This is a genomic window from Apilactobacillus sp. EABW-1NA (genome assembly GCF_030398685.1).
Lineage (GTDB): Bacteria > Bacillota > Bacilli > Lactobacillales > Lactobacillaceae > Apilactobacillus > Apilactobacillus waqarii.
On the sequence record NZ_JAPDKO010000006.1, the window covers coordinates 1 to 20132 of the forward strand.

Below are 20132 nucleotides of genomic sequence, written 5' to 3' on the forward strand. Positions count from 1 at the left end.
TATATATCTTATTACAACAATTATCGTATAAAACAAAAACTGGGAGGAATGTCACCGGTTGAATACCGGATCAATTCCTCCCAGAAAATAGCATAACCATCTTCCAATTTTAGGGGTTCAGGTCAGGTCTCTTTTTTTATATTCATTCATAATTCATTTCGATAATTTATATACTTTATTATAGGACCAATAAATAATCCGATTTCTCTAAAATTACTAGAGTTAATTGAATCAACTTCTTTTGTTAAGAGTTTATGACCTCTTCGATGCTTGTGAAGAGGAAGCGAGTATGATCTAAAACTAATTTCATTTGTTTTATTCAAAGAAAAGTCAAATTGGACCTCTTTATAACTAAACGAAATTAAAACATTGATATTATTTCGACAATATATCTTTACATCATCGGCATCGGGCAATTTTATTTGGATAGTTTTTAAAATATTTTGAATAACATTAGCCAAACAAATCAAATTACTTTGATTATTTACATCTGGAACATATTTTTTTGTAACAACATAATCTCTATATTTTTCATAATTATCCTCAACGTTTTGCTCATATGGTTCCATCGAGGAAAGAACATCAATAATATTTTGCATTAAATCATCTCTTTCAAAAAAATAATGTAGATAAATAATCATCTACATTGCAAATTGTAATCCACATATCTTAAGGGAATTTAACAAACTCATTAAAAGCTTAATAACCTTAATATTTTGAAATAATTATCTAAACACTGATATATCAACAAAACCCAAATAATAAATTTCATATATATTTCATTTTTTATTTATTTTTTTGATTATATTTTTTTATAAAATAAAAAACCAAAATGTTAATAATAAGGAAATTTCCACTTTGATTATATAACAAAAGTATAACTTTTCATCAATTTGTTTATATAACATTTAGAACTAATTCTTGGTAACGGTGTTAGAATTCAATTGTTGATAAAACAACAAACCCTAAGTCTATGAATATAACACCATTTATGAACACTCCTCTCTATTTTATCAACAATAAGAACAATAACACCGATGTCATATCGGTGTTATTTATTATCTATCGAGGTGATGCTTTATGTCGGAATTCAATGAAGCTGATTACAACATTAGGTTATATGCTAATGGCGTTTACTATGATAACGATTGTATTAAAGATCCTCCACTAACTAGTACCGCCGTGTGGGTATTCCTTATCCTTAAGAACGATACTTTCTATCACGTTTCTACCAAACAGGATGTTCTCACAGATAATCGACTTGAACTTCTCGGAATAATAGATGGTTTAGAGGATCTACTATTCAAAGGATGGCAACATGAACACATACATGTTCACATTATGGAAGAACATCTCGCTAAAACAATTCGTTTGGGGTGGTTATCATCTTGGGAAAATAATGGATGGAAAACAAAAGATGGAAACAAAATCGAAAAAATAGAGCTTATGATGCGACTGCAATGTTTAATGAAACAATTCGACAACTTACAATGCACTTGGGATCCTTTACATGATGATTTTGCATATAACAAATTATCATTTATCCTTAAAAGACTAACTAATAGATAAGACATAAAAAGCCATAAAGCTTTTGCTTTATGGCTTATATGTTTTAAATAACATATCCTAAGAATGCCATGGTAATTCCAATCAAAGCACTTAATACATAATAAAAACATGCAACCTCTTTTTTCTTGGTGCTTAATTGTACTGTTTCGTTCATATAGGTAGAAAAAGTGGTGTATCCACCAAGAACTGCAATGGAGAAAGCAAGAATAAAAGTATTCTTAGGTAGTTGTCCATTAACCAATCCTAACAGAAATGATCCGGTGATATTGATGAAGAAAGTAGCTACCGGAAAGGCGTTTTTCGAAAACATCTTTTTTAGTCCGTTGGTGACACCATAACGGATTAGAGAACCAACTGCGGCACCCAAACCAACGATTAAAACACTCTCAATCATAGTTGATCCTCCTTATTTTCAAAGCTTTGGCCTAATTTAGTTCCAATCTGAGCTAATATTAAACCTCCGATTAGACTCACTAATACGTATAAAAGACCTATACCAATTTTATGGTTCAAAAGCAAATTGACACTGTCGAATGAAAATGTTGAAAAAGTGGTAAACCCACCAACTAAGCCAACACTTAGTCCTGTCATTAAATCATTAGATACCTCAATTAAATAAGGAAGTGCACCAGTGATAAACGCTAAGACAAACGCACCAATTAAGTTAATTATGATGGTTGCGATAAAGTGATCATCGCCAGCTAAAAGCGTGAAGTATCCACGCAAAATACCGCCAATAAAGGCTAGAATAAATATGTATAGTACTCTTCTCATCTAAAATTATCCTTTCTATTTATAAACATCCATAATAATAAATCTTATCATACGTCGTATATTTACTATACCAATTAGCATTTTTACTTTGACATTTAGTCTGTTAAAACTTATCATAATTAGAGAGTGATAACTAAAATTAAAAAACATTAAAAACAAAACTTAAAATCTTAGATAAAAAATTTTTAAAACCATTTTAAAACCGATTTATAGATAAGATAAGAAGATATAAATAAGGAGCAATAACTTTATGTTACTGGGAAGCATAGAGGCTGGAGGCACAAAGTTCGTTTGTGCTGTGGGTAACACTGACTACCAAGTGTTAGATAGTTTGGTAATTCCTACCACTACCCCTGCTGAAACTTTTAGCAAAGCTATCGACTTCTTCAAGCAATTTGAAGATTTAGCCGCACTAAGTATTTCATCATTCGGCCCAATTGAAATTAGAAAAGATTCCACCAAGTACGGTTACATTACCGAAACTCCCAAGCCTGGTTGGTCAAATGAAAACTTTTTGGGAGTATTTAAAGAAGAATTCGATATTCCAATGTATTGGACAACTGACGTTAACGGATCAGTGTTCGGAGAATACGTTAATCTAAAAAATAGCGGCCAAAGATTAGATTCTTTGGTTTATTACACTATCGGTACCGGTGTCGGTGCTGGAATCATCATTAATGGACAATTTGTAGGAGACATGGGTCACCCTGAAATGGGTCACGTGAAGTTAAAACGTCACGAAGACGATCTAGATTTCGATGGAATCTGTCCATACCACAAGGACTGTCTTGAAGGACTAGTCTGTGGACCTACATTCGAAGCTCGTCTAGGTATGAAGGGGCAAGAAGTTGCGCAAACTAACCACGTTTGGGACATCATGGCCTACTACGTAGCACAAGCTGCGTTGCAAACTACACTAACCTTCAGACCTGCCAAAATTATTTTTGGCGGTGGCGTAGTTAGTGAAAAATTTCTCAAAAAGGTTAGATTTGAATTTTCTAAGCTATTAAATGGCTATATTGACATTAAGAACTTAGAAGAATACATTTCAACTCCAACCCTTGATGGAAACGGCTCTGCAACCTACGGAAACTTTGCTTTGGCAGATGCTTTGATTAAGCACCAAGTTAAATAAGTTCAGTTTTACACAATCTAAAATTGAATTGATCGAATATTTTTATAAAAAAAGTTACACGGCGTAAAACGTTATTACATCAACGTTATACGCCGTTTTTTCGTGACTTTTAAATAAACTTAAGAATTAAATTTCATCAAAACACTTTCATTTTTTTAAAAATGAGTTATTATAATACTTGTAAGTTTGTGAAAGTCTTAATTAATTCACAGCTGCATAAAAAATAATACTTAAAATTCAATTTGGAAAGGATCTTGAATTATGAAAGCATTAGTTTTAACAGGCAAGAAACAATTAGAAATCCAAAACACTGAAATGCCAGAACCAAAGGCAAACGAAGTTGTTATCAACGCAAAATACGCTGGTATCTGTGGTACTGACTACGCACTATACAATGGTCTACCAGGTTCAGCTGACGCTGTTCCTCCAATCGTATTAGGTCACGAAAACTCAGGTGTTATCTCAGCTGTAGGTTCAGACGTTACTGATCTTAAAGTTGGTGACCGTGTTACTGTTGACCCTAACATCTACTGCGGTAAGTGTGACTACTGTCGTACAGCTCGTCCAGAACTATGTGACAACCTATCAGCCGTTGGTGTTACTAGAAATGGTGGTCTAGAAGAATACTTCACTGCCCCAACTCAAGTTGTTTACAAGTTACCAGACAACGTTGACTTGAAGTCAGCTGCTACTTGTGAACCAATCTCATGTGCCGTTCACGGTATGGACTTATTAAACATCAAACCTTACCAAAAAGCTCTAGTTATTGGTGATGGTTACATGGGTCTAATCTTTGCACAATTACTACGTTCATACGGTGTTAAAGAAGTTGACTTAACTGGTCGTCATGATGACAAATTAGCTGCTGAAAAAGAAAAGCTAAACATCGACCGTGTTATCAACACTACTAAGGAAGAAATTCCAGCCGAATACGACGTTGTTATTGAAGCCGTTGGTCAACCAGCTACTCAAGAACAAGCAATCGAAGCAACTGTTAAGGGTGCTCAAGTATTGATGTTCGGTGTTGGTGCTCCAGATCAAAAATTCAGCATGAACACTTACGAAGTATTCAAGAAACAATTAACTATCCAAGGTGCATTCATCAACCCTAACTCATTCGAAGATGCTATTGCCCTACTACAAAGTGGTAAAGTTAATGTTGAAAAGATTATTGACAACATCATCTCTCTAGAAGACGTTGAAAGTGTCCTAAACGGTACTTCAAACCTAACTGGTAAGTGTGTTGTTAAAGTTTCTGACTAATTTTTGGAGGCTTAAATTATGGCTTTAAACGATTACTTTGATGGTCTACAACACGTAGGTATCCCATCAAAAGACTTAGATAAAACTATCGAATTCTACAAATCACTTGGTTTTGACCAAGCTGGTTTATTCCACAATGGTGAAAACCGTTGTGCCTTCATGAGATACGGTAACCTAACCGTTGAAACATGGGAAGGCGATCCAGTTGCAATGGAAAATGGTGCTATCAACCATATTTCAATGAACTGTACTGATGTTGATAAAGCATTCGCAGCCGCTAAAGAACAAGGCTTCGATGTTTTAGACGACGAAATCCAATCAATCCCAACTTTCTGGGAAAACGGAATTCGTTTCTTCAACATTCAAGGTCCTAATCACGAAAAGATCGAATTTTGCCAAATTGTAAAATAATATCTTTCGATCATAAAAAGCACCCAAGCTTAAGCTTGGGTGCTTTTTTTATTCAATATTTAAGATGGCATCGAATACCGATTGTGGTAGTTGAATGGCTTCAATAGCACTCTTTCGTTTATTCAAACTTTGACGACGCAATAGTGCTTGTTTCTTTGAAACACTCTTTTTATCGCCACTAACTGCTGCATTCTTTCTCAATGGTGGTACATCGACTCTAGCCACCACTCTTCCCTCAATATATCCCTGTACAGGCATTGGATATAGTTTGCGGGGAATTACATACTTTAGTTTATGAATGATTTCTTGAGCCAATTTTTCGGCACTCAAGCGGTGAACGATAAAGGTTAGTTCATCCACCGGTGCATAGTTCACATCAATCGTGATTTTAACTATATCTGATTCAACATACTCCATGAATTGACTGTCATAAGTCGCAAAACCATGGGTAATTGACTTCAATTGATTGAAGAAGTTAAACGCGATTTCGGCTAACGGAACACTGTAGATCATCTTAACCAATTGATCCGTGTTATCCATATCCAATAGGACTCCGCGACTCTTACTTAGTAGTGTCATCACATCGTTAACCGTCTCGCTCGGTGTTTCAATGACAACCTTATTGAAGGGTTCTTCAATTGTCTTTAAGACCGAAAAATCAGGTAAATCAGACGGATTATTAATCGTCTTTAGTGTCGCATCATTCTTGGTTGTATAGCAATAGTTAACGTTTGGTGACGTGATAATCACGGACATCCCAAACTCATTAATTAATCGTTCGCGGACGATTTGGAGATGAAACATCCCCAAAAATCCACAGCGATATCCCGGTCCCAGTGAATTTGAAACATGTTCAACGAATTCAATTGAAGAATCGTTTAGTTTCAACTTCTCCATCGCTACTTTTAAATCATCAAAGTCGGCATCCTTGGGATAAATTCCAGCAAAGACGACACTGTGAGCAGGTTGATATCCGGCAACTGCCTGATTGGTTTGACGAGATTGTCCGGTGATGGTGTCCCCGACACGAACGTCGGATGGGTCCTTGATTCCCGTGATGACATAACCGATGTCACCAGGCTTTAATTCCTTTAATGGTAGTAATTGCGGGCTAAAGATTCCCACTTCTGGGGTTTCAAACTTCACCTTTTGGTTCATCGACATTAGTTTATCGTTAGCCTGAATCACCCCATCAATGACCTTCACGTACGCGACAACTCCTTGATATGAATCATAGTGAGAATCAAATATCATAGCCTTTAATGGTTTGGTTTCGTCACCCTTGGGACTTGGAATGCGGTTGACGATTGCCTCTAGGACTTGATCGACATTCAAACCGGTTTTTGCTGAGATATGGATAATGTCGTGTTCTAAAAATGATTCGTCTAATTCGTATAGTTGTTGTTCACACATATCGACTTGGGCGCTTTGGTTGTCGACCTTATTGATGACCGGAATAATCACTAGGTTGTTGTTTTTAGCGATACGGTAATTGGCAACCGTTTGGGCTTGAACTCCCTTGGTCGAATCCACCAACAAGATAACCCCGTCACTGGCTGACACACTCTTTTCAACCTCGTAGTTAAAGTCGACGTGCCCCGGCGTATCAATTAAGTTTAATTCGTATTCTTGACCATCGTTGTCACGATAAATATTGCGGACGGTTCTTGAGCGAACGGTTACCCCGTGGTCTTGTTCGACCTTCATGTCGTCTAAGACCTGTTCTTCATTGCCACGGAAAATAAAGGTGTCAGTCATCTTCATGATTTGATCGGACAACGTCGATTTTCCATGGTCGATGTGGGCAACAATCGAGAAGTTGCGAATGTTTGCTTGTTTCATAATAGTTACTCCTTTATTTACCAAGTAACCCCGTTAGGTAAAAGTCGAAAGTTTCCATTGAGTCGTTTAGGATACTAACTTTGAAGTCATCCATATTTCCCGGAATCGGTTCTTGGTTAAATGAATCCAAATTCGATAGATTAATCAATCCACTGGAAATGCTACTTTGAATAATGAAGATTTTGTTGGCAGTTTTGACATCGATTGATGGAAATGAATCTTGAATGAACTGTGCTAGTTGTTCATGGACTTCATATAACTTCTTGCGACCTTCAATCGTCTCTTCCCTAGATGCCTTTCCCTCTAAAACGGGTCCGCGTAGTGCGTTTAACTTAATTAATGTTAGGTGGTTTTCAATTAAGTCCTTAGTGTTAGCTAGTAGAAACGATTTTAGTTCATCTACGGTTGTTAGCTTGGCTTGTTGTAATTGGTTTAGTGTTTGTAAAAAGAAATCCTGATATCCCACCAAAAGTAGGTGCATGAATATATTTTCCTTGGTCTTGAAGTAGTTAAAGACCGTTCCCTTTGCGACGTGGCTTCTTTGCGCAATCGCGTTGATGGAGATATCATAAAAATCATTTTCTTCAAACATCTTGAGTGCAGTTTCTGCAATCAACGCTTGTTTTTGTTGCTTTTCATCAGCAGTTTTAATATTCATGATTGGCTCCTTTTTCTAAATTGACCGTTGGTCATTATTGTATACGAAGAAGAAAATTAATACAACAAAAAAACGCCTAATCGTTTCGATCAGACGTTTTATTTTAGGCTGCACGGTAAATCATTTTCTTGGCGTGCTTATGATGAATCTTCTTCACACTGTATTTGTAGTGTCTTTTAGCCTTGTTATGCTTCTTAGTTTTATAAGAATGATGTAACTTCTTGTGCTTTAGGTTCTTCTTAACCTTGTAAGTAAGCTTCTTTGCGTACTTGTACTTAGCATGCTTACGAGTCTTCTTCTTAGCTAACTTGTAAGTATATTTCTTCTTAGTATGCTTCTTGTACTTCTTAGCATGTTTTTTTGCAATACGTTTCTTTGTAGCATGGTTTAGCTTGTAGGTGTACTTACTATGCTTTTTAGCGTGCTTCTTGTAAGCCTTCTTGTGGCTCACCTTTTTAGTTGTAGCACTTGCATATTGGTAAGTATTGTTAGCAGTTGCAATCTTCTTTGTAGCTTGTTTTTTCATGCGATATGCACGTTTTACATGCTTCTTGGTGTGATGACTTACTTTATTAACAAGTGGTGTGTATTGGACCTTTTTAGCCTTTGCAGAGGTAGTCTTAGTAATCACTTGTGTCTTAGCGGCCTTATGTAAAACATTGGCTGTAGCATGTTTTTTGATGTGTCTAGCGGTTCCTGTCTTAGCAACAGTACGCTTGTGACCGTTAGCAGTCTTTTCGGTGGTCCAGAATGCTAACTTACGACCACCAACCGGAATAGTGTCGGCATCAAGTGCTTCACCTAGTGCCTTACTTTGGTACTTGTCAGTGTATTGCCACAAATCATAGTTGTACTTTGGATTTGGGGTGTAGTTGGTGTAATTAGCCAACCATACCGCACTGTAAGCATTCAAAGTACTTTGTTGGAATTGATCCAAGATTGATTGTGAACTGTACAAGATAACCGGTTGATTGGTTAGTTGTTTCATCGCGTTTGCCCAACTGACCGCATTTTGATCGGACGTGTTGGTAAAACCAGTTTCAAAGTCGTTTACATAGAATCTAGCGTTTGGGGCTAGTGAATGTAGACGTTGTGCTTCTTCTTGGGCTTGAGCAGAGTTGGTGTATCTACTGTAGCTGTATACACCGTATGGAATCCCATACTTGTCCATCAAGCTGATATTATTATTTACCTGTTGATCATGATATTGACCATCTTGAATTCTTAAAACAACGAATTTAACTTCATTCTTTAAATTCATTACTTGTTGATCATTTAATTGCCCCTGAAATTCAGAAATATCATAGGCCACTGGTGTGTATGGTTTAAATGATTGAGTTGTATCAGCGTGAGACTTGATACCATTCAAAGATAAGGCCATTGTTGATCCTAACGCCGCGGAAAATAATAAATGTTTTATTTTTTTAGAATCATACATTTTCCAATACCTTCATTTCGAATATTTTTTGTCACAATAAAACCAGGTCAAAATAACCTGGTTTTTTTAATGCATTTACTTAAGTGAAGTTACCATTTCTAATGCTGTGTTTAGAGAGTTAGCTTTAATTGAGTAAACGTCATTACCCATTTGCCAAGTAATAGTTGCTGAACCGTCAATTTCAGCGGTAATGCTACCCTTGCTTTCTGGAACTGGTAGGTTGTGGTTTTGGATGTAACTTACTACGGTCTTACCCTTAGTAGTTGCTGCACCCTTGTACTTACCGAAGTTACTACCGTGTGTTAGTAGTGACCAGTTACCAAAGTTTGCTTGGATGTATTCTTGTCCGGCACCCTTATCTGAGTGACCAACAACGTTGTAACCTAAGTTAACTGATGGTAGACCAGCAACGTTTGCAGCAGCTTGGTAGCCAACTTGTTGCATTGCAGCTGAATCACTTTCATAAGTGTGCTTAGTGTAAGTAGCGTATGTTGAACCATTGTTTAAGTAGCTAATTGTAAAGTTGGTCTTGTTTCCGTCCAACTTAGCATTTACGCTTTGGTTTGAGTCCAAACCATTGCTTTGTGGTAGCTTTTCATTTCCTAATTTGTTTGCAATTTTGTCATTGCTTGATGATGATGATGAGCTCATCTTGCTAGTTTGAGTAGTTGAAGTTGAACTTGATGCATCACTATTGTCGCTTTTCTTTTGTCCACAAGCAGTTAAAACTAATCCTAAAACTGCAACTGCAGGTAAAATTTTCTTCCATGCTTTCATAATGTAGGACATCTCCTTAAAAAACTATTTGAGAACAGTATAACAAAACATCAGTGTTACGTTAATAAAGTTTGTATTAAATTCTTGTTACTTTATCATAGATTACCGCAATAATATAAATGATTGTTTCGATTGTTGCGATAAAGAAACTCACTGGTAGGTTCGTTACAAAGCTTAAGTATAGACCAAACCAAGTCCCAATTAAAGAAAAGACAAATGTCAAAATGGTCATTGACCAGATACTGTGCACGAAGTAGCGTGCTGATGAGGCTGGAATGGTCAATAGAGCAAAGATTAGAAGTGATCCAACAATTTGAGCTGTCACGCTGACAGTACATGCCAATAGAATCAAGAAAATCACTGATACTAAGGTGTTGGCACGGGAGTTAAAACTAGCACCAACGTTATCAAATGAGTTGTATTTTAGTTTTCTGTAAATCAAAGTAGTAATTACAATGATGGCGATACTTAAGCCTACCAATGTTTGTACATTGCTGTAACTAATTCCGACGATACTACCAAATAAGATGTTCGTAGCATAACTGGATTGAGTATCGGCCAACGATAGGAATAAAATTCCTAATCCGATAAAGAATACCGAAAAGACACTGATTGATGATTCACGACGGCTCACCCTTGAACCAACGGTACCAATCATCAATGAACTTAAAACGGTGAATAATAGCATTCCTAAAATTGGATTGGTTCCCAAGAAAACACCAAATGATGCCCCTGAGAAACTGATTTCGGAAAGTGTGTGGGTGAAGAAAGCAGTCTTTCTAGCAACCACGAATACCCCCATCAATCCACATAGAATGGAGATGAAGAAACTAGCGACAAAGGCGTATTGCATGAATGGATAACTTAACATTTCTAACATTATTGGGCCTCCTTCACTGGTTTAATGGTGCCGGCTTGATTGGCAATGTTTAAATCATAGTCACCATATTGTTGTACTAAAACCGGATCGTGGGTGATGAATAGTACGGAAGCTCCGGTTTCAGCGATGACGCTTTTAACTACGTCTAATAGCATGAATTTGGCTTCCTTATCCAAGCTGGCGGTACTTTCGTCCAAGATTAGTAGCTTAGGTTGTGATACCAATGCTTGAGCCAAGTAGACACGTTGTTGTTCCCCACCGGAACAACTACCCAAAGGTGTGTTGGCCAAATCTTGTAACTTGGTCATTTCGATAACTTTTTGGACACTTTGTTTTTCTTTTTTGCTTAACCATGGCAATATTGAATGTTGTAACCCTAATCCGATAAAATCAAAGACGGTCAATGGATAGTCATCATCAATATTTCTTAATTGAGGAATGTATTGCATGTCTGATCGTTTGATTTTGGATTGGACGTGTTCATTTTTATTAAATTGTTTTAAAATAGTCTTTATTAATGTTGTCTTCCCAACACCATTTTCACCGGTAACGCAGGTTAAGGTCTTGGCGAAGATATCAAAAGACAAATCGTTAATTAATTTACGGTTCTTAACAGCTACGTCTAAATCGCGTACTGATAAGATTAAATTGGATTCTGTATTCATCATTAATCCTCACTGTCTCAATTATTTATATATCATTGTAGTCTGATTATGAAAACAATCAAACATCTGATATATATTAATTTTTGTTATATAATTGATTTTAACATACATAATACAATCGGGGTGATAATTTGGTTAATCGTTTTATAACTAGATTCAGGGAAACACCAAACAACAAGCTGATTTACCGCGGTGTCGTAACTTTTATCCTCTTAGTAATTTTAATAATCGAATTAGCCAGATTTTTATCATTACCTAAGGTTGATGCCGCTACTTTATATCTACGCGAACAACCCAATGACGAATCAAAAGTTGTCGAAACAATTCCACATGGTCGTCATTTGAGTATCATCAAGTCCAAAAATAATTGGTGGTACACCAAATATAACGGTCAAAAGGGTTGGGTGCCTTCATGGTTAGTCGGCGTCGATGATTACGACGTCAAAACCGGCGATAAGTTAGCCCAAAAAACAATCATTATTGATCCTGGCCACGGGGGTGGCGATTCAGGGACCCTTTCAGCCAACCAAAAGTACATGGAAAAAACGTATACCTTACAAACCGCTAAAAAGGTGGCCGCCGAGTTAAGAAAACGCCACGTCAATGTCGTGATGACTCGTACCGTTGATACTTACGTGACATTGAAAAAACGAACAGATATGGCCAGTGATTACCACGCCGACCTCTTCGTTAGTTTCCATTTCAATTCCGATAACGGATACGGTAGAGCCAACGGTTACGGGATCTACAACTACCACAAGAATGCGGTCAAGGTGGCTGACCAAGTCGCAGACGGTTTAGACAACCTCCCCGTTTCAAATCGTGGGGTATCATTTGGTGACTACTACGTTTTACGTGAAAACAAACGTCCGGCAATCTTGTGTGAAATGGGATTCATGGATAGCTCACACGATCTTCCATATATTCAAAGTTCTACTTACCAAGAACACGTCGCAAAAGATGTCGCAAAATCACTCGATAAGTACTTCAATTAGATGAAAAAATTATACATTGCGTCTAAATTTAGACGCTTTTTTTGTGCTCAAAACGTTAATAAGACAACATTTATAACTTTTTTATATTTTTTAGTTATAATACATTTAGGCTATAAAATACATATTAAGTAACATCAATGGAGGAAAAATACTATCATGAAAAAATCTACTAAGTTACGACTTTCCTTTCTCATTTTGGTCGGTCTCTCATTAGGATTTTTAGCAGAAGTATTTTTAACCATTTTTGATAACTGGACATCAAGAATAATTAGCTCATCAACAATAGATGTTTTCTTTTCCATCTGCGGAATTGCTATTTGTGGTGTCGTTTTTCTTTTTTCTTATCTTGGTATCGTAAAAAGTGACGAAAAGTGGCCTATTAAAGGCTACTTCACATCATTTGTCTTTTATGATGTCATGGTTATTTTGGGTGGAATGTTTGGTAAGTTCATCCTACAATTGTTTATCAATTAATGATTAAAAATGTTCTACTTTATTAATTTATTTCTATGATATTAAAATTTTATATAAGTTTAAACAGATTCCATAGTAAGATGTTTTTCCTACACTATAATTAGAATATTACTTAACTATTCTAGTTATGGGGGAAATATAGTGGATAATAAGACAAAAAATAGACTAATCAAATTAGCCAGTATTGGAATTGTCCTAGGGTTTACAGCGGAATTAGCACTAACAATTCTATATTCATGGCAAATTGATTTTATTAAATCTTCATATATATATTTTGGCCTTTCCATTATATTAATGGTTTCGATTGGCCTTCTAATCATATACATGTTCCTGAGAATAATTATGGTATATCCTTTAGGATCAAATTTTCGTTACTTGCTACATTTTGCAGTATACGATGTATCAATACTAATTGGTGGATCCCTGGGTAAGGTTATACTGACGCTAATTATCAATAACCTAAAATAATAATTTATAGGAGTATTTTTTAATGAAGAAGCAACATTTGTCTCAATTAGTCAATATGGCTTTAACTGGATTCGAAACTGGGGTCAGTTTATTAGTACTGGGTGATTTAACTCAATATATATTATTGGATCCCGAAGGAGCAAATCTGTTTGAAATCATATTTGGAGTAATTGCGATTATATTGTCATTAATCATTTTCTACGAATCCAACAAGAAATTTTATCCGCTAACGGATTGGCAATATCAAAAAAACTTATTAGTATTTGAAGTTGCATTTTTCGTTGGTATATTTCTTGCTAAAACTATAATTGATTTAATTATTATATTAATATAAAAAAAGAGACCCATCGAGGTCTCTTTTTTAATACAATTTGATAATCGCAACAGCGATTAACATCACGACTAAACCAATATATTTCATAATGCCAACCGGTTTTTTCGGTGAATTCAATAGGCCGTATTTGTCGACCATTACACTACCGAATAAGTTACCCAATAGGACTAAAACAACGGTAGTTCCGGCTCCGATTTGTGGACTTAGGAATGCGTTTGATAAAACAAAGATGGCACCCAAGACACCACCGAGCCAAATCCACCAAGGATTGCCCTTTCCAATCGCATCTTTGGCGTGAACGTAAGAACGATCAACTAGTCCGGTAATCACAAATAAGATGATGGTACCGACTAAAAATGAGATAAAGGCCGCATGAATTGGCGAGTGAAGCACTACTCCTAGGTGACCGTTAACTGGTGCTTGGGAAGCTTGAAACATCCCTGCGACTATTCCTAAAATCTGCCAAGGTAATTGTTTGGCCTTATCGGAACCATCGCTTGCCTTCTTGTCTAGGACAACCATCAAGATACCAACAACTAGTAGAATGACTCCGATTAATCTGATGATGGTAAAAGCATGGTGGTCAGCGTCAAACAAGGAGAAGTTATCGATAATCATCCCCATGATGATTTGACCGGTAATTGGCATAATCACCGTTTGCACCGCCCCTAGATAAGGGAAGATTAAAACGTTAGTGGTTAAACCAATGACACCAAACAATCCGCCCAACCAAATCCATGCTGGTTGGCTTGTAAACAAGTGACTAGAAAAGAATAGTGATTGGCCACTCAACAAAGTGGCGAAAAGTAACGCGATGGTTCCAATCGTAAACGATAGCATTGAAGCTAGGAATGGTGATCCACCAGCTCGATTCTTCAGGTTTGTATTGACCGAGGTCTGAATGGGTAAGACCAATCCGGCTAAAATACCGAGTCCGTATAACATTAAAATGCCCCCTCAGTTATGTACAATAAAACCTCCCGGCACGGGAGGTTTTTAGTTTATATATTATTATTACATGTAAAACCTAATTCGTCAGAATAAATGCTTATTCTTCAGTAGCTAGACCCTTCAATGCAGGAATAGTCATCATAGTGATGAAACTGATTAGGTATAGTACTGATAGCATTGCCATGATTACTAGTAATGAATGGCTTTCCATCAATAAACCAATAATGGCTGGTGAGAATCCACCGATTGCACGTCCGAATCCCATGATGAAGTTGTTTGCAGTGGAACGAACTTCGGTTGGGTATAGACGACTGATGATGGCACCGTATCCACCGTACATACCGTTTGAGAAGAAACCAAGTACGGTTGATGCTAGTAGCAATGTGAAACCATTGAATGAGAATGTAATTCCGTATACAGCTACAGAAGCGACTAGTAGGAATAATCCAAAGGCCTTTCTAGGTCCAATCTTATCTAGGATGGTCCCGAATGTTAACATCCCGGCACTCATACCGATAATAGTAACAATTGTCCATAGTGATGAGCCGGCAACACTTAAACCAAGTTTCTTTTGCATGATTGAAGGTAACCAGTTAATTAGACCGTAGTATCCGGCGATTTGCACAATTACCATCACGATTAATGCGATAGTTTGGTATGCCAATCTTGGTGTTGCGAATAATTTCTTTACAGAAACCTTAGGACGCTTGCCTGTTTCCATTGTATCGATGAAATCTTGGCTTTCGGTTAGGTTCTTTCTAATTACGAAGGCAAAGAATATTGGAATAATTCCGATTAGGAAAAGTGAACGCCAACCAAATGCTGGAATCATGATTGCGGCTAACACGGCTGCCATCATTGATCCAACTTGACCACCGATTGTGGTGATTGACACTGACTTTCCTAATTGCTTTTTCTTGAATGATTCAGCCACCATGGCAACACCTGAACCATATTCACCCCCGGCACCTAGGCCGACACAAAAACGTAAAATAGCAAAAGTAATAAAATTCTGGGCGAACATAATTCCGGCAGTTGAGATGGCGAAAATGAAGATGGTGTAGGTCAAAATACGTACTCGACCGAAACGGTCAGCTAAAAGACCAAATAAAATACCACCCAACAACGATCCAAAAGTAGTAACTGTTGAAAGCATTCCAGCAGCTGCAGTACTAATGTGTAAACCGATAATGATTGAAGACATTGCAAATGAGATGAATGAGATATCCATACTTTCTAGCATTTGTCCAATCGATGTCGATGCTAAAACCCATTTTTGAGCCTTAGTCGTTGAAGTGTGGTCTTGCGTGTTTTCCATTATTCAATTCCTCCAAAATGAACGCTCACTGTCGTTCCTTATTTTTTTGAAATATCTGTTTGAGATATTTTATAAAACTATACGCTTTAATTTTTTCTAATGCAAGTTTCATTTTTTGGTTGCTTTATTCTGAGAAAAGCGTATATTGTACTCAACATATGATTTTAAATTAGTCCAGAGAGGCTAGTAAATCGACGAACGGAATAAGTGGACCCTAATTTGTCGTATAGTCTCTGAGTCTATACGACTTTTTTGTTGGAGGGAAACGTATGAAACCAGTATTCATTGCACTAGATTTTGTCGATGCACCCAATGCTTTAAAATTTTTGGAGCCGTTTAAGGATGTCAAACCTTTAGCGGTAAAGGTTGGAATGGAACTATTCTATCGAGAAGGAGCAAGTATCATTAGAGCGCTGCGCAATCAAAATATCGATGTCTTTTTGGATTTAAAACTACACGATATTCCACACACTGTACAACAAGCAGCCAAGCAAATCGGCCAATTGAATGTTCAATTCACTACCGTTCATTCACTTGGTGGAAGCGAAATGATTAAGGCTGCCAGACGTGGACTAGACGAAGGTGCTAACCAAGCAGGTGTCGACGCACCACAATTACTGGCAGTGACTCAACTAACCTCAACATCAGAAGAACAACTCCACGATGAAGAATTAGTCCCTGTTTCAATGGCCGAATCGGTATCCCACTTGGCTAAAATGGCCAGTCAAAGCGGTGCCGATGGCGTCATCTCTTCTGCACTAGAAAACGACCTGATCCATCAATCCGTTTCCAATGAATTTAAGTGCATCAATCCCGGCATTCGCCTTCCCAGCAACAGTGTCGACGACCAAAAGAGAGTCGTGACACCAACAAAGGCGTTTGAATTAAACACCAGCGGAATCGTCGTGGGTAGAAGCATCACCCAATCAAACAATCCGGTTCAAACATATAAAGATATCTACAACGCAGTTAATGGAGGAATCAAATAATGAATACTAACCAATTAATCGCTTCAGACCTTTTAAAAATTAACGCAGTAACCCTATCACCAAACGAACCATTCACTTGGGCATCAGGTATCAAGGCACCAATTTACACCGACAACAGAATCACCATTAGTTTCCCAGAAGTCCGTACCCACATCGCGGATGGTTTAGCAGAATTAATCCGAAACAAGTTTCCCGAAGCAAAAGTAATCGGTGGTGTCGCAACCGCCGGAATCCCCCATGCAGCCATCGTTGCCGACAAGATGGACCTTCCAATGATTTATGTGCGTTCAAAACCAAAGGATCATGGTCGTGGTAAACAAATGGAAGGAAGCATCGACGACAACGCCCCAATCGTTTTAATTGATGACTTACTTTCTACTGGAAAGAGCGTTTTAAACGCCGCGCAAGCACTTAAGAACGAAGGTTACAACGTGATTGGTGTCGTAGCCATCTTCTCATACGAACTTCCTGACAGCACTAAGAATTTCAAGGAAGCTGGTATTGAATTTGATACACTAACCAACTACTCCACAATTATCGAACAAGCCAAAGCAGAAAACAGTATTTCAGACGATGAATTAGTCGTGCTACGTAAGTGGCGTGACGATCCATGGAACTGGATGTAAACAAAAAATCCCACATTTTGTGGGATTTTTTTAGTTTATAGAATTGGTGAGAATAAACGACTGAATACTTGTTTGAATTTCAACCAACGTGATTGTTTGTCAAAGTCCGCATAAGTCATTAATTTACTGCTTCTGATGTCGTTAACGTAGATTGAGTGTAATTGTTCAGCCAATCCTTCATCGTAGATAAACGCGTTAATTTCGAAGTTTAGTTTGAAACTTCTAAAGTCCATGTTGGCGGAACCAACTGACGCGATTTTACCATCGACCAAGACAGTCTTGGCGTGAATAAATCCATCTTCGTAGAAGTAAATTTTGACACCATATTTTGATAATTGTTTTGCATAGTATTGAGTTGCACGATATACGAATGGGTGATCGGGCATGCATGGTACCATGATTCTAATATCAACACCTGACATGGCAGCTGTTCTGATAGCATCCAAAGCACTATCGTCTGGAATCAAATATGGTGATTGAATCCAGCAGTAGTTCTTGGCATTTTGAATCATCTTGATGTAACCCAATTTGATTTGTTGTAAATCAGAGTTAGGACCACTGGATACCACTTGGATATTGGTAGAACCTTCTTGGTATACCTTGGGGAAGTAGAAGCCCTTGGTTTCTTCAACATCAATCTTGTGTTCCATGTCGGTAACATTCCAGTCCAAGATGAATTGGGCTTGTAGATGATGAACGGCAGAACCTGAGATTCTCAAGTGAGTATCACGCCAGTTACCAAACTTCTTCTTACGACCTAGGTATTGGTCACCAATGTTAAAACCACCGATGTATCCGTACTTACCATCGATAACTACAATCTTTCTGTGATCTCTAAAGTTCAAACGGAAGTCCATCACGGCTGAGTGGGTGTGTAGGAATGGTTCTACGAATCCACCGGCTTCACGCAATGGGTCGAAGAAATGATGCTTGTTTCCCATTGAACCCCAACTATCGTAGATAACGTGGATTTTGACGCCTTCTTTGGCCTTTTTAATTAGTTCTTTTAAGACGCGATGACCAATTCTGTCATCGTAGAAGGTATAAAATTCGATGTTAATTGAACTTTTGGCGTTTTTAATATCAGAAATAATGCAATCAAATAAATGATTACCTTCGGTGAAGACCTTAACGTGGTTTCTTCTAGATAAGTCAGTAACGTCTGAGGTTTTGAACAGCTTAACAAGTGTTCTGTATGAGTATGAGACCTCATCAGCTCTGATTTTTTCCGGATTGTTATGTATCTTGCTCTGTTCTTTTAGGATGTCATACATCAATTTATTGTCTTTGTATTGGAAACGGAATAAACGTTTTTTAGGTAGTTTTCTTCCGACGAATGCATAAATCAAAAATCCCAGCACAGGTAGGAATGAAAGCACTAATAACCATGCCCATGTTGCAGCAATATCACGTTCTTCTCTAAAGACTGTAATCAATGCCAAAATTTCATTAATTATAATAATGTAATACAGGATGTTTAAAAGCATAATTATCCCTCCTTTAAGCTTAATATAGCATAATTATAGCACAATATATTTCGCTTTTAGCTCATCATGATATACTATAAACATATAAATCTAAGGAGGTTAGACTATGACGTCGACAATCGAGCTTAGAAATACCCTAACTTTGGATTACGAAGTAGGGCCATTCATCTCACTAATTGTTTCATTTAACGAAATTAGTAACAAAAATGATTATTTAAATTTAATCGAAACTGTTAAAGAAGAATTCATTCAAAAACACGACGAAAATATCTGGCCAAGATACGAAAGAAAATTAAGAAGATTCAACTTTGATCGCGCAAAACACATCGGAAATGGTTCTGGTGTCGCACTATACGTTAGTTTTAAAGCTATCCATTCATTTGACTTAACTCAACCAGTTAAGACCCAAATCTCAATCGATGACACCATGAATGTGGCGCAACTAATCAAGGAAATCGAAAGTCAACTTCACTACCGCGTTTTAATCCTACGCGATACCGACTTTAAGCTACTAAGAGTTGATAATGGTCACTTTAGCATCTTAAACCTTGTGAACAAGCCAATTCCGGTCCTTGTAAACAACGACAAGAATAAGTACTTCATGTTGGTTAAAGAATACCTAAGCGATTTATTTGATGACGATGACTACTTACAAACTGTGGTGGTTGCCAGTGAAGAAAACCGTAAGTTATTCAACGAATTAGCTGACCAAAAGACATTTGCGAAGGACATCGTAAGCAAGGTTGATATGGACGATCTTGGTCCCGACAAGATTTCTGAAATGATTGATGAATTGAACCAACAATTCTTCGATAAGTTAGCAAACGACAACAAAATTAAATACGAAAAAGCTAGTGATCACCGTTTAGTCGCAACCGATTTACGCGATATTATTTCAAACGCACTATCCGGTAAGATTGATACTCTATACATTAGCGAAGAAAGTTACAACAAGACTTTAAATGATTTAGCAATCACTACCATTGGTTTCGCAGGAAACGTTCTACTACTTCCAAAGAGCCAAATGCCAATGAACTTGGACTACGCTGCAATCACATTGAAGTTTTAATGCAATAAA

Annotated in this window: 23 protein-coding genes; 11 read left to right on the forward strand and 12 right to left on the reverse strand. The window is 37.2% G+C overall.

Features of this window, described 5'->3' with window-relative positions; translation table 11 throughout:
- Window positions 1-3 precede the first annotated feature (3 nt).
- Window positions 4-96 (forward strand): IS3 family transposase, encoded by a 93-nt coding sequence (locus OEZ61_RS08135; protein WP_080719905.1) that lies wholly within the window; start codon window positions 4-6, stop codon window positions 94-96.
- Window positions 97-146: 50 nt separating this feature from the next.
- Here the strand turns inward: OEZ61_RS08135 and OEZ61_RS02660 are convergent, their stop codons facing one another.
- Entirely contained in the window at window positions 147-599 is a 453-nt protein-coding gene (locus OEZ61_RS02660; RefSeq protein WP_290046854.1) for a hypothetical protein, read from the reverse strand.
- Between the two features lie 481 nt (window positions 600-1080).
- On the opposite strand from OEZ61_RS02660, the gene OEZ61_RS02665 reads away from it, so the two are divergent.
- On the forward strand, window positions 1081-1569 hold the full coding sequence (locus OEZ61_RS02665) for a hypothetical protein (RefSeq protein WP_034532351.1): 489 nt from the start codon (window positions 1081-1083) through the stop codon (window positions 1567-1569).
- 43 nt (window positions 1570-1612) lie between these two features.
- Here the strand turns inward: OEZ61_RS02665 and OEZ61_RS02670 are convergent, their stop codons facing one another.
- Together OEZ61_RS02670 and OEZ61_RS02675 are read right to left on the reverse strand one after the other, a co-directional pair.
- Window positions 1613-1963: a CrcB family protein gene (locus OEZ61_RS02670; protein ID WP_034534179.1), complete on the reverse strand. Its 351-nt coding sequence runs from the start codon at window positions 1961-1963 to the stop codon at window positions 1613-1615.
- Window positions 1960-2343 (reverse strand): CrcB family protein, encoded by a 384-nt coding sequence (locus OEZ61_RS02675; RefSeq protein ID WP_034534177.1) that lies wholly within the window; start codon window positions 2341-2343, stop codon window positions 1960-1962. Before OEZ61_RS02675 ends, OEZ61_RS02670 begins: the two co-directional genes overlap by 4 nt.
- A 250-nt stretch (window positions 2344-2593) precedes the next feature.
- Here OEZ61_RS02675 and scrK point away from each other — a divergent pair, with 250 nt between their 5' ends.
- From scrK to OEZ61_RS02690, 3 genes are all read left to right on the forward strand, one after another.
- The gene (scrK, locus tag OEZ61_RS02680; protein WP_034534175.1) at window positions 2594-3478 is read left to right on the forward strand and encodes a fructokinase ScrK; all 885 of its coding nucleotides are present in this window, start codon (window positions 2594-2596) and stop codon (window positions 3476-3478) included.
- A 261-nt stretch (window positions 3479-3739) separates the two neighbouring features.
- On the forward strand, window positions 3740-4741 hold the full coding sequence (locus OEZ61_RS02685) for a zinc-dependent alcohol dehydrogenase family protein (RefSeq protein WP_034532357.1): 1002 nt from the start codon (window positions 3740-3742) through the stop codon (window positions 4739-4741).
- A gap of 18 nt (window positions 4742-4759) precedes the next feature.
- Window positions 4760-5152, forward strand: a complete 393-nt coding sequence (locus tag OEZ61_RS02690) for a VOC family protein (protein ID WP_160185017.1) — start codon at window positions 4760-4762, stop codon at window positions 5150-5152.
- A 48-nt stretch (window positions 5153-5200) separates the two neighbouring features.
- Here the strand turns inward: OEZ61_RS02690 and lepA are convergent, their stop codons facing one another.
- From lepA to OEZ61_RS02720, 6 genes are all read right to left on the reverse strand, one after another.
- Window positions 5201-6994, reverse strand: coding sequence for a translation elongation factor 4 (gene lepA / locus OEZ61_RS02695; protein ID WP_160185004.1), 1794 nt, complete (start codon window positions 6992-6994; stop codon window positions 5201-5203).
- Window positions 6995-7007: 13 nt separating this feature from the next.
- Entirely contained in the window at window positions 7008-7652 is a 645-nt protein-coding gene (locus OEZ61_RS02700) for a TetR/AcrR family transcriptional regulator (RefSeq protein ID WP_160185003.1), read from the reverse strand.
- A gap of 103 nt (window positions 7653-7755) precedes the next feature.
- Complete coding sequence (locus OEZ61_RS02705; protein ID WP_290046864.1) at window positions 7756-9033, reverse strand: GH25 family lysozyme; 1278 nt, start codon at window positions 9031-9033, stop codon at window positions 7756-7758.
- Window positions 9034-9165: 132 nt separating this feature from the next.
- A complete protein-coding gene (locus OEZ61_RS02710; RefSeq protein WP_034532361.1) occupies window positions 9166-9867 on the reverse strand; it encodes a hypothetical protein in 702 nt (233 codons plus the stop codon).
- Window positions 9868-9943: 76 nt separating this feature from the next.
- Window positions 9944-10738 carry a metal ABC transporter permease gene (locus tag OEZ61_RS02715; protein WP_034534243.1) on the reverse strand — a complete coding sequence of 265 codons (795 nt, stop codon included), beginning with the start codon at window positions 10736-10738 and terminating at the stop codon, window positions 9944-9946.
- Between the two features lie 8 nt (window positions 10739-10746).
- Window positions 10747-11415, reverse strand: coding sequence for an ATP-binding cassette domain-containing protein (locus tag OEZ61_RS02720; RefSeq protein WP_225349273.1), 669 nt, complete (start codon window positions 11413-11415; stop codon window positions 10747-10749).
- 128 nt (window positions 11416-11543) lie between these two features.
- On the opposite strand from OEZ61_RS02720, the gene OEZ61_RS02725 reads away from it, so the two are divergent.
- The 3 genes from OEZ61_RS02725 to OEZ61_RS02735 all read left to right on the forward strand — a co-directional run bounded on the left by OEZ61_RS02725 (window position 11544) and on the right by OEZ61_RS02735 (window position 13683).
- A complete protein-coding gene (locus tag OEZ61_RS02725) occupies window positions 11544-12407 on the forward strand; it encodes an N-acetylmuramoyl-L-alanine amidase (RefSeq protein ID WP_290046865.1) in 864 nt (287 codons plus the stop codon).
- A 156-nt stretch (window positions 12408-12563) separates the two neighbouring features.
- Complete coding sequence (locus tag OEZ61_RS02730; RefSeq protein WP_217303957.1) at window positions 12564-12881, forward strand: hypothetical protein; 318 nt, start codon at window positions 12564-12566, stop codon at window positions 12879-12881.
- A 490-nt stretch (window positions 12882-13371) separates the two neighbouring features.
- A complete protein-coding gene (locus OEZ61_RS02735) occupies window positions 13372-13683 on the forward strand; it encodes a hypothetical protein (protein ID WP_057198677.1) in 312 nt (103 codons plus the stop codon).
- Between the two features lie 27 nt (window positions 13684-13710).
- On the opposite strand, the gene OEZ61_RS02740 is transcribed toward OEZ61_RS02735, so the two are convergent.
- Window positions 13711-14628, reverse strand: coding sequence for a DMT family transporter (locus OEZ61_RS02740; protein WP_041153217.1), 918 nt, complete (start codon window positions 14626-14628; stop codon window positions 13711-13713).
- A 103-nt stretch (window positions 14629-14731) separates the two neighbouring features.
- On the reverse strand, window positions 14732-15952 hold the full coding sequence (locus OEZ61_RS02745; RefSeq protein WP_041153218.1) for an MFS transporter: 1221 nt from the start codon (window positions 15950-15952) through the stop codon (window positions 14732-14734).
- A 269-nt stretch (window positions 15953-16221) separates the two neighbouring features.
- On the opposite strand from OEZ61_RS02745, the gene pyrF reads away from it, so the two are divergent.
- Window positions 16222-16941, forward strand: coding sequence for an orotidine-5'-phosphate decarboxylase (gene pyrF / locus OEZ61_RS02750; RefSeq protein WP_290046867.1), 720 nt, complete (start codon window positions 16222-16224; stop codon window positions 16939-16941).
- On the forward strand, window positions 16941-17567 hold the full coding sequence (gene pyrE / locus OEZ61_RS02755) for an orotate phosphoribosyltransferase (RefSeq protein WP_198178150.1): 627 nt from the start codon (window positions 16941-16943) through the stop codon (window positions 17565-17567). The genes pyrF and pyrE overlap by 1 nt, the downstream gene beginning before the upstream one ends.
- Window positions 17568-17602: 35 nt before the next feature.
- Here the strand turns inward: pyrE and cls are convergent, their stop codons facing one another.
- A complete protein-coding gene (gene cls / locus OEZ61_RS02760; protein ID WP_041153221.1) occupies window positions 17603-19054 on the reverse strand; it encodes a cardiolipin synthase in 1452 nt (483 codons plus the stop codon).
- 106 nt (window positions 19055-19160) lie between these two features.
- On the opposite strand from cls, the gene OEZ61_RS02765 reads away from it, so the two are divergent.
- Window positions 19161-20123 carry a hypothetical protein gene (locus OEZ61_RS02765; protein ID WP_041153222.1) on the forward strand — a complete coding sequence of 321 codons (963 nt, stop codon included), beginning with the start codon at window positions 19161-19163 and terminating at the stop codon, window positions 20121-20123.
- Window positions 20124-20132 lie beyond the last annotated feature (9 nt).

What these genes read in the sequence shown, in the direction of transcription:
- OEZ61_RS02660 (WP_290046854.1), bottom strand. Translation starts at nt 599, where the DNA reads ATGCAAAATATTATTGATGTTCTTTCCTCGATGGAACCATATGAGCAA.
- OEZ61_RS02665 (WP_034532351.1), top strand. Translation starts at nt 1,081, where the DNA reads ATGTCGGAATTCAATGAAGCTGATTACAACATTAGGTTATATGCTAAT.
- OEZ61_RS02670 (WP_034534179.1), bottom strand. Translation starts at nt 1,963, where the DNA reads ATGATTGAGAGTGTTTTAATCGTTGGTTTGGGTGCCGCAGTTGGTTCT.
- OEZ61_RS02675 (WP_034534177.1), bottom strand. Translation starts at nt 2,343, where the DNA reads ATGAGAAGAGTACTATACATATTTATTCTAGCCTTTATTGGCGGTATT.
- scrK (WP_034534175.1), top strand. Translation starts at nt 2,594, where the DNA reads ATGTTACTGGGAAGCATAGAGGCTGGAGGCACAAAGTTCGTTTGTGCT.
- OEZ61_RS02685 (WP_034532357.1), top strand. Translation starts at nt 3,740, where the DNA reads ATGAAAGCATTAGTTTTAACAGGCAAGAAACAATTAGAAATCCAAAAC.
- OEZ61_RS02690 (WP_160185017.1), top strand. Translation starts at nt 4,760, where the DNA reads ATGGCTTTAAACGATTACTTTGATGGTCTACAACACGTAGGTATCCCA.
- lepA (WP_160185004.1), bottom strand. Translation starts at nt 6,994, where the DNA reads ATGAAACAAGCAAACATTCGCAACTTCTCGATTGTTGCCCACATCGAC.
- OEZ61_RS02700 (WP_160185003.1), bottom strand. Translation starts at nt 7,652, where the DNA reads ATGAATATTAAAACTGCTGATGAAAAGCAACAAAAACAAGCGTTGATT.
- OEZ61_RS02705 (WP_290046864.1), bottom strand. Translation starts at nt 9,033, where the DNA reads ATGGCCTTATCTTTGAATGGTATCAAGTCTCACGCTGATACAACTCAA.
- OEZ61_RS02710 (WP_034532361.1), bottom strand. Translation starts at nt 9,867, where the DNA reads ATGAAAGCATGGAAGAAAATTTTACCTGCAGTTGCAGTTTTAGGATTA.
- OEZ61_RS02715 (WP_034534243.1), bottom strand. Translation starts at nt 10,738, where the DNA reads ATGTTAAGTTATCCATTCATGCAATACGCCTTTGTCGCTAGTTTCTTC.
- OEZ61_RS02720 (WP_225349273.1), bottom strand. Translation starts at nt 11,415, where the DNA reads ATGATGAATACAGAATCCAATTTAATCTTATCAGTACGCGATTTAGAC.
- OEZ61_RS02730 (WP_217303957.1), top strand. Translation starts at nt 12,564, where the DNA reads ATGAAAAAATCTACTAAGTTACGACTTTCCTTTCTCATTTTGGTCGGT.
- OEZ61_RS02735 (WP_057198677.1), top strand. Translation starts at nt 13,372, where the DNA reads ATGAAGAAGCAACATTTGTCTCAATTAGTCAATATGGCTTTAACTGGA.
- OEZ61_RS02740 (WP_041153217.1), bottom strand. Translation starts at nt 14,628, where the DNA reads ATGTTATACGGACTCGGTATTTTAGCCGGATTGGTCTTACCCATTCAG.
- OEZ61_RS02745 (WP_041153218.1), bottom strand. Translation starts at nt 15,952, where the DNA reads ATGGAAAACACGCAAGACCACACTTCAACGACTAAGGCTCAAAAATGG.
- pyrF (WP_290046867.1), top strand. Translation starts at nt 16,222, where the DNA reads ATGAAACCAGTATTCATTGCACTAGATTTTGTCGATGCACCCAATGCT.
- pyrE (WP_198178150.1), top strand. Translation starts at nt 16,941, where the DNA reads ATGAATACTAACCAATTAATCGCTTCAGACCTTTTAAAAATTAACGCA.
- cls (WP_041153221.1), bottom strand. Translation starts at nt 19,054, where the DNA reads ATGCTTTTAAACATCCTGTATTACATTATTATAATTAATGAAATTTTG.
- OEZ61_RS02765 (WP_041153222.1), top strand. Translation starts at nt 19,161, where the DNA reads ATGACGTCGACAATCGAGCTTAGAAATACCCTAACTTTGGATTACGAA.